General features: G+C 45.3%; 5 protein-coding genes and 1 pseudogene. All 6 read left to right on the top strand.

Annotation, left to right across the window (positions count from 1 at the left end):
* Positions 1-40: 40 nt before the first annotated feature.
* Positions 41-367 (top strand): annotated as a pseudogene (locus tag WEIDD23_RS14680) (ROK family protein); the annotation flags it as partial.
* Positions 368-532: 165 nt separating this feature from the next.
* Positions 533-1,996 (top strand): glycoside hydrolase family 1 protein, encoded by a 1,464-nt coding sequence (locus WEIDD23_RS07535; RefSeq protein ID WP_010374276.1) that lies wholly within the window; start codon positions 533-535, stop codon positions 1,994-1,996.
* Between the two features lie 263 nt (positions 1,997-2,259).
* The gene (locus WEIDD23_RS07540; RefSeq protein ID WP_010374279.1) at positions 2,260-3,111 is read left to right on the top strand and encodes a PRD domain-containing protein; all 852 of its coding nucleotides are present in this window, start codon (positions 2,260-2,262) and stop codon (positions 3,109-3,111) included.
* A 119-nt stretch (positions 3,112-3,230) separates the two neighbouring features.
* Positions 3,231-5,066 carry a beta-glucoside-specific PTS transporter subunit IIABC gene (locus WEIDD23_RS07545; protein WP_010374280.1) on the top strand — a complete coding sequence of 612 codons (1,836 nt, stop codon included), beginning with the start codon at positions 3,231-3,233 and terminating at the stop codon, positions 5,064-5,066.
* Between the two features lie 462 nt (positions 5,067-5,528).
* The gene (locus WEIDD23_RS07550) at positions 5,529-7,343 is read left to right on the top strand and encodes an adhesive domain-containing protein (protein WP_062358884.1); all 1,815 of its coding nucleotides are present in this window, start codon (positions 5,529-5,531) and stop codon (positions 7,341-7,343) included.
* A partial coding sequence (locus WEIDD23_RS13605) for a GA module-containing protein (protein ID WP_242865465.1) occupies positions 7,340-7,893 on the top strand: 554 nt, incomplete at its 3' end. The genes WEIDD23_RS07550 and WEIDD23_RS13605, both read left to right, overlap by 4 nt.

Genomic DNA, 7,893 nt, shown 5'->3' on the forward strand with positions numbered 1-7,893 from the left:
GGCGATTGTCCTCGGCACCGGTGTCGGTGGCGGATTAGTTCTGAATGGTGAGCTAGTATACGGCACGCACTATCAAGCCGGTGAGCTAAGCTTTATCTTTGGCCAGATTGAAACAGGGATGGAGACTTCAATTGGATTGCACGGGTCTGCCGTTGAGATGATTAAGCGCATCGGGACCCAGTTGCAATTACCAGAAATTGATGATGGCTTGACCGTCTTTGAACACATTAATGCGGGTGAGCCAGCAGCAAATGAAATTTTTGATGCGTACGCGAATCAAATTGCCCTATTAATTCAAAACATTCAAGCGATAACTGATATTCAACGTATTGTGATTGGTGGTGGCATTTCCGCGCAACCAATCGTCGCTGAACGCATCCGTGAAAAGTATCTTGCGTTCTTTAACGGCAATGAACTGGTGAAGTCGACGTTGACACCAGCTGAAATCGTCGCCGGTAATTTGCCAACGATGCGAACTTGTTCGGCGCCGTTTATCACTTACTCATGCAACTCAATCAGGAGGTATAAGAATATGTACAAGTCAACAATCCCAACAGGATTCCCCGAGAACTTTCTTTGGGGTGGTGCAACTGCCGCCAATCAATACGAAGGAGCCTGGCAGGCTGACGGCAAGGGAATTAGCACCGCAGAAGTGGTGATGAAGGCTGAAAAGCGAACGGAAATGAACTTGGGTAATATTACCCTTGCAGACATTGAAGTTGCGATCGCTGATGCAACGGATGAAAATTATCCGAAGCGACGTGGGGTCGATTTCTATCATCGTTTCGAAGAGGATTTGGCCTTGATGCACGAACTAGGAATTAAGGCATTCCGTTTGTCGTTAGCCTGGACACGTATTTTCCCGAATGGGGACGAGACTACGCCAAACGAAGCGGGCTTGGCATTTTATGATAAGGTTTTTGATAAGATGGCTGAATATGGCATCGAGCCCGTGGTGACCTTGTCTCACTACGAAAGCCCAATTCACCTAACTGTTACGCGGAATGGCTGGTTAGATCGAGCCACAATTGCTGACTTTAACCGCTTTACTGAAACGGTCTTTAAGCGGTATAAGGGCAAGGTGACCTATTGGCTGACGTTTAATGAAATCAATACAGGTACGTTTGGTTTCCACGAAACCGGTGTGGTTGATGCCGGTTTGCCGTTTGATGAGCAACTACAATTGCGTTATCAAGCGTTGCATCACCAATTTGTTGCCAGTGCAATTGCGACGAAGCAATTGCATGAGATCGACCCAGATGCACAAATTGGATCAATGTTGGCACGCATGCAAACGTATGCAGCCACGCCAAATCCAGCTGATGTGCAAGCCGCCCAATTGGCAGATGAATTGAACCTATTCTTTACCGATGTGCAGGTACGTGGTGAATATCCAGAATATATGAACCGCTATTTTGCAACGCATGGCATCAAGATTGACATGGCTGCCGAAGATGAGGCAATCCTTTTGGCCAACCCAGTTGATTTCTTGAGCTTTAGTTACTACATGACAACGGTGACGAGTGCCACTGATGGGGAAGCCGAAACACTTGGTAATATGGCAACTGGTGGTCGTAACCCTTATTTGGCCGCCTCTGATTGGGGATGGCAAATTGACCCAGTTGGGTTGCGGATTACGCTGAATGAACTTTGGGACCGTTATCGTGTGCCGTTGTTTATTGTTGAAAACGGTCTTGGCGCCGTTGATGAAATTGCAGCTGATGGCCAAATTCATGATCAATACCGTATTGATTATTTGCGTCAACACATTGAACAAATGCGTGAGGCGATTATTGATGGTGTCGACCTGATGGGCTACACCATGTGGGGCATTATTGACCTTGTTTCATTCTCAACCTCAGAAATGTCGAAGCGTTATGGGGTGGTCTACGTCGATCAAGACGACGCCGGGAATGGGACGTTGAACCGACAGAAGAAGGATTCCTTTGATTGGTACCAACGCGTTATCGCAACGAATGGGACCGCATTGGATTAGTGACATTAACAAGGCGTTCAAGCGATTGGACGCCTTGTTTTTTATGTTTAATGCAGCCGTATCGCTTTTTGACCTCAGATAAGTTATTTTTTGCGCTCATTCATAAATTGTATTGTAAACGCTTACATAATGGTGCTAACATGTAGTCAGTGATACGGATTGTAACCAAAATTGAACTGGGCAAGACCGAATGATAAGTATTGAAATCACGTGGCATGCAGGCACGGGCTTATTGTTTGGTCTTTTCTATTGGGAGGATATTGATGCTGATCAAGAAAATTTTCAATAATAATGTCTTACTGGCTGAAGACAAGCAGCAAGATATTGTGGTTATAGGCCGTGGCATTGGATTTCAAAAGAAGCGAGGTGATGCTGTTGAAGAAGCATTAATTGATACGCGGTACTTGCCGCAGGATGAACATTGGGGCCGGACGTTTAACGATTTAGCTAGTGAAATCTCACCGCTGGTTATTGAGATGGCGTCGAATATTTTGCGCCATGCAGAGGCCCAATTACACACAACGTTCAACACATATTTATTGGTGTCGTTGGCTGATCACATCAGTTATGCCATCGAGAAAGCCAAACAGCAAATTGTGGTGCATAACAATTTACTATGGGAAACCCGTCATTATTATCCGATGGAATATCAAATTGGGGAGTGGGCCGTCGCGGCGATTCTTGAACAAACCGGCGTGGCGCTACCTGATGATGAGGCGGGGTTCATTGCATTGAAGTTTGTCGATAAGCAGAATGGCTATTTGGCAAATGAACGCGCGAGTCAAATCACAACGTTAATCAGTGATGCGTTGACCATTATCCGCTATGCGGTTGGACAGACGATTGATGAAAATGATATTAATTATCAACGCTTGCTTGTCCATTTACGATTTTTCTTAGATCGTTTATATGACGAAGAAAATCGTACGGGTAATGCAAATATCGATGCGGTTATGTTACAGCACGTCCAACGGTCATATCCAAACGCGTATGACTTGGCCGACAAAGTGATTGCCTACATCGAAGATAAGACCCATAAACAAGTTGCTGAAAATGAACGTATTTATCTAACAGTACACTTGAATCGTGTACTGCAATCGACCTTAGCACAATAGCTAGGGCCAATTAAATCTCACATTGGGATTGTTACTATTTAATTAGGCAAAACCCGCAAGAAAGCACGCTATGTGACGTGTTTTCTTGCGGGTTTTGTGTTTCAAAAAGGGGAAACGTGATGGATTACGAGGGGTTAGCAAAAGAAATTTTGACGGACGTTGGTGGTAAGGAAAACATCAACACGGCGTGGCACTGTGCCACCCGCTTACGATTTAAGTTGAAGGATGAAGCGAAAGCACAAACCGAAAAGATTGAGAATCTTGATGGGGTTGTGACAGTTGTGCAATCGGCTGGTCAATATCAAGTTGTGATTGGTAACTCGGTGGCAAATGTTTTTGAGCCATTATCAAAGTTGGCTGGTTTGGGAAATGGGGGCGAGTCAGCAACCACAACCGATGAACCAGTTGAAAAGGATTCGCTGATTAATCGCTTCATTGGCTTTATTTCAAGTGTCTTCACGCCATTCTTGGGGGCGATGGCGGGAACTGGTGTGCTGAAAGGATTGCTAACCTTACTCAGCGTGACAGGGGTGCTGAAAGAAACCAGTGGTGCGTATCAAATTTGGTATGCAGCTGCGGATGGCTTCTTTTACTTCTTGCCGGTCTTTCTGGCCATAACGGCTGCCCGACGGTTGAAGGTGAACGAGTTTGTGGCGATTGGCTTGGCTGTAGCGTTGTTGTACCCTAATTTGGTTGCAGCAATGGGGGGCAAGACGCAACTCGACTTCTTTGGCATCCCAGTGGTCAGCGCCACTTATAGCTCAAGTGTTATTCCAATTTTGTTGGCAATTTGGTTGCTATCATATATTCAACCAGTCTTTGATAAGTTCTTCCACGAGTCGGTCCGCAATATCTTTACGCCGATGTTCTCACTTGCATTGCTAATGCCAATTACCGTATTGGCCATTGGACCATTGGGGACCGGGGTTGGAACGGTCTTGTCAGGTGCTGTTGAAGCAATTTACAATGTTGCGCCATTAATTGCGGGGGCCATTATGGGGGCGCTTTGGGAAGTGTTTGTTATTTTTGGGGTGCACTGGACGTTTGTGCCCGTGATTACGAATACGATTGCGGTATCAGGCCATGATCCGTTGCAACCCATTTTGACAGTTGCTGTCATTGCTCAAGCAGGTGCGCTACTAGGTGTCTTCTTGAAGACGAAGAACACGAAGTTGAAGTCATTGTCAGGGTCAGCTACGTTGTCAGCGTTGCTTGGTATCACAGAACCTGGTATCTACGGGGTGACGTTGAAGCTCAAGAAGCCATTTATCTTTGCGGTCATTGGTGGCGCGATTGGTGGGGCCATTGCAGCCGTTGGTGGCGCACAAGCAACCGCTATGACGCTGGTTAGTTTGCTTGGTGTGCCAACGTTTATTGGACCTGGATTCATGTCTGCAGTTATCGGATTAGGGGTTGGATTTGTTATTCCGACGGTACTCACCTATTTCTTTGGTGTGCCAGCTGAAGAACAAACAGCCACGGATTTAAATGAAACAGTTAGTGTTGGCGAGCAACTCAATGCACCGATTCAGGGAACAATCCTGCCTTTGTCAGCAGTTAAAGATCCCGTCTTTGCTAGTGAAGCGATGGGTAAGGGACTCGCAATTGTACCAACCAATAATGACTTGGTTGCACCAGCCGATGCCACGGTGGCGGCGGTCTATCCAAGTAAGCACGCCATTGGCTTGGTGACTGATGCAGGCGCAGAAATCTTATTGCATATCGGGATTGATACCGTGCAATTGGACGGCCAACACTTTGAACAATTTGTTGAACAGGGACAGAAGGTTAAAGCAGGTGACAAGTTGGTAACCTTTGATCGTGCTGCGATTGCGGCCGCAGGTTACGATACGACGGTCATGATGATTGTGACTAACACGCCGAACTACACGATTTCTGAAACACCAGAAACTGAGGCTCGTAATGCTTGGGTATTGAATTTGAAGGCCATTTAATCTAATGCCGCATGAATTTGAATTCATGCGGCATTTTTGGGAATTGTGTACACAATACCGGACAATGGCTAATTGTTAATGAATGAACAAATTAGTTATATATACGCAAACGCTTACAAAACGTATAAAACCATGTTTTTCAAGCACTTACTAACAGAAAGTGTAAATATGAGATAAAAAACATAATTACATTAATAATTGATTATAAATATGTTTTAAGCGTTAATATTTTACTTTTTATATAAAATAAAAATAACTAAAAATATCACAATAGATTTGTTTTGTATTCGCTTTTTATTTGTGGTAAAAATAAATTGTATTAGTTTTGCAGAGTTGAGAGTATTTTGTAAAAATCGGTTTATTGGAGTAGTACTCGGCTATCTCAGCGGTTTCAAATCATTGATTGTGTCGGGCAACCTCGTTGTAGGTTAATTAGAGAGTATAGAACTGTGGGGGTTCACTATGAAAAAAGTGGGAAAGACGCTGGTGTCATCTGTTCAAAGAAAGCGGATGTACAAGGCAAAAAAGATGTGGGTAATTGCTGGCGTTGTTGGTTTAGCTTTTGGTGGTGTTACGCTATCGGATTTTGTGTCAGTTGATCAAAATGGGGTACATATTACCCAACGAACGGCAGAAGCGGCTGCTGTAGATAGTCAGATATTTAGTGATGTTGATACAACTGCCGATGTGACTGAACCATTACCAGCAAATCAAGCAACAAATGTTAACTTTACTGTGGCAGGAAGTGGTGTTGCCGACGTTTCAGCGGTCAACACAGGTTCACGTGAGGTTGCGCTACAGGTACCAGCAGGAACGGATATTACGGCTAATGGTCCTATTAGCGTAGATGTTGCGGTTACTGGCGGATTAGGAACTATTCTGGATCCGATTGTTAATGGACTGCAGGGAGTGCTTAACGTTATTGATAATCCCGTGACCAAGCTTTTAGTTGGGTCCTCAGTTGTGGATAACTTGAATGCAACGCTAGACAATTTGAAAAATGGTGCGATTACAGCGCAATATACAATCGATCCAAGTGAAGCGACGGTCACAACCTTGCCGGATGGTAGTCAATATTTAGCAGTGAATATTGATGGTGGACTAGGCACGGCATTAAGCCAAACGTTGAGTGGTACGCTGTCAGACTTGTTGGACACCTTATCAAGTATAAATTTGTTGGGCATTGTTAATTTGGACCCAGTTTTGAGTCCATTGGTTGATAATTTGTTAACACCATTAATTAGCGAGTTGACCACCGGAACAGGTGATACTGTTAATCAGTTAGTTGATTTATCTGTTCTGGGTAGTACCTCGGTAACGATTCCAACACAAGTTACGCCAGATGGCACGCAAGACTCTGTTTCGGTAAAGGGTGCCATTGCACGGTCAGAATTGATTAATGTTGACTTGTTTGCAAATTCAGCAGGAACGACACCATTGCAAGTTGATACGACCGGTACAGACTTGGCTACCGCAAAGGCTGATGCAACGGCAACGATTGATGCGATGAAGTATCTGACTGACGAAGAAAAGGCGGATTATAAGCAACAGGTAGCCGATGCGACAACCGCGGATGCAATTGATGCAGTTGTTACGGATGCCACAGCACAAAACTTGGCGAACGCAAAGGATTGGGCGACAACGGAAATTGGTGGTTTGACCAACTTAGATGATGCGGCCAAGCAAACTTACCTCGATCAATTGCCAGGTGCTACAACGGTTGAAGCAGTTGAACAAATCGTTGAAGATGCGCGAAATGCTACAGGTACTGACTTGACTGCCGAAAAGGCTGACGCTACGGCAGCGATTGATGCGATGAAGTATCTGACTGACGAAGAGAAGGCTGACTATAAGCAACAAGTAGCTGACGCTACAACTGCGGACGCCATCAACGCAATCGTAACTGACGCAACCGCAAAAAATTTAGCGAACGCAAAGGATTGGGCGACAACGGAAATTGGTGGTTTGACCAACTTAGATGATGCAGGCAAGCAAGCTTACCTCAATCAATTGCCAGATGCCGCCACGGTTGAAGCAGTTGAACAAATCGTTGAAGATGCGCGTAATGCCACAAGTACTGATTTGACCGCTGCGAAGGCCGATGCTACGGCAGCGATTGATGGGATGAAGTATCTGACCGATGAAGAGAAGGCTGACTATAAGCAACAGGTGACTGACGCTACAACCGCAGACGCCATCGACGCAATCGTAACTGACGCAACCGCAAAAAATTGGCGAATGCAAAAGACCGGGCGACAGAAGAGATTAATGGTTTGACGAATCTGGATGATGCAGGTAAGAAGACATATACAGATCAATTGCCAGACGCTACGACCGTTGAAGAAGTTGAACAAATTGTTGAAAATGCGCGCAATGCCACAAGCACTGATTTGACCGCTGCGAAGGCTGATGCCACGGCAGCGATTGATGGGATGAAGTATCTGACCGATGAAGAGAAGGCTGACTATAAGCAACAGATAGCCGACGCGACAACCGCAGATGCGATTGATGCAGTTGTATCTGAAGCCACAGCACAGAACTTGGCGAACGCAAAAGACTGGGCAACGACTGAGATTAATGGTTTGACGAATCTAGATGATGCGGGCAAGAAGACCTATACAGATCAATTGCCAGATGCCACAACGGTTGAAGCCGTCGAACAAATTGTAGAGGATGCGCGCAACGCCACAAGTACTGACCTGACTGCCGAAAAGGCTGACGCAACGGCGGCTATTGATGGGATGAAGTATCTGACAGACGAAGAGAAAGCCGACTATAAGCAACAAGTAACTGATGCGACAAACGCGGATGCGATTGATGCAGTTGT

Origin of the sequence: Weissella sp. DD23 (assembly GCF_001579105.1) — a bacterium.
GTDB lineage: Bacteria > Bacillota > Bacilli > Lactobacillales > Lactobacillaceae > Weissella > Weissella cibaria.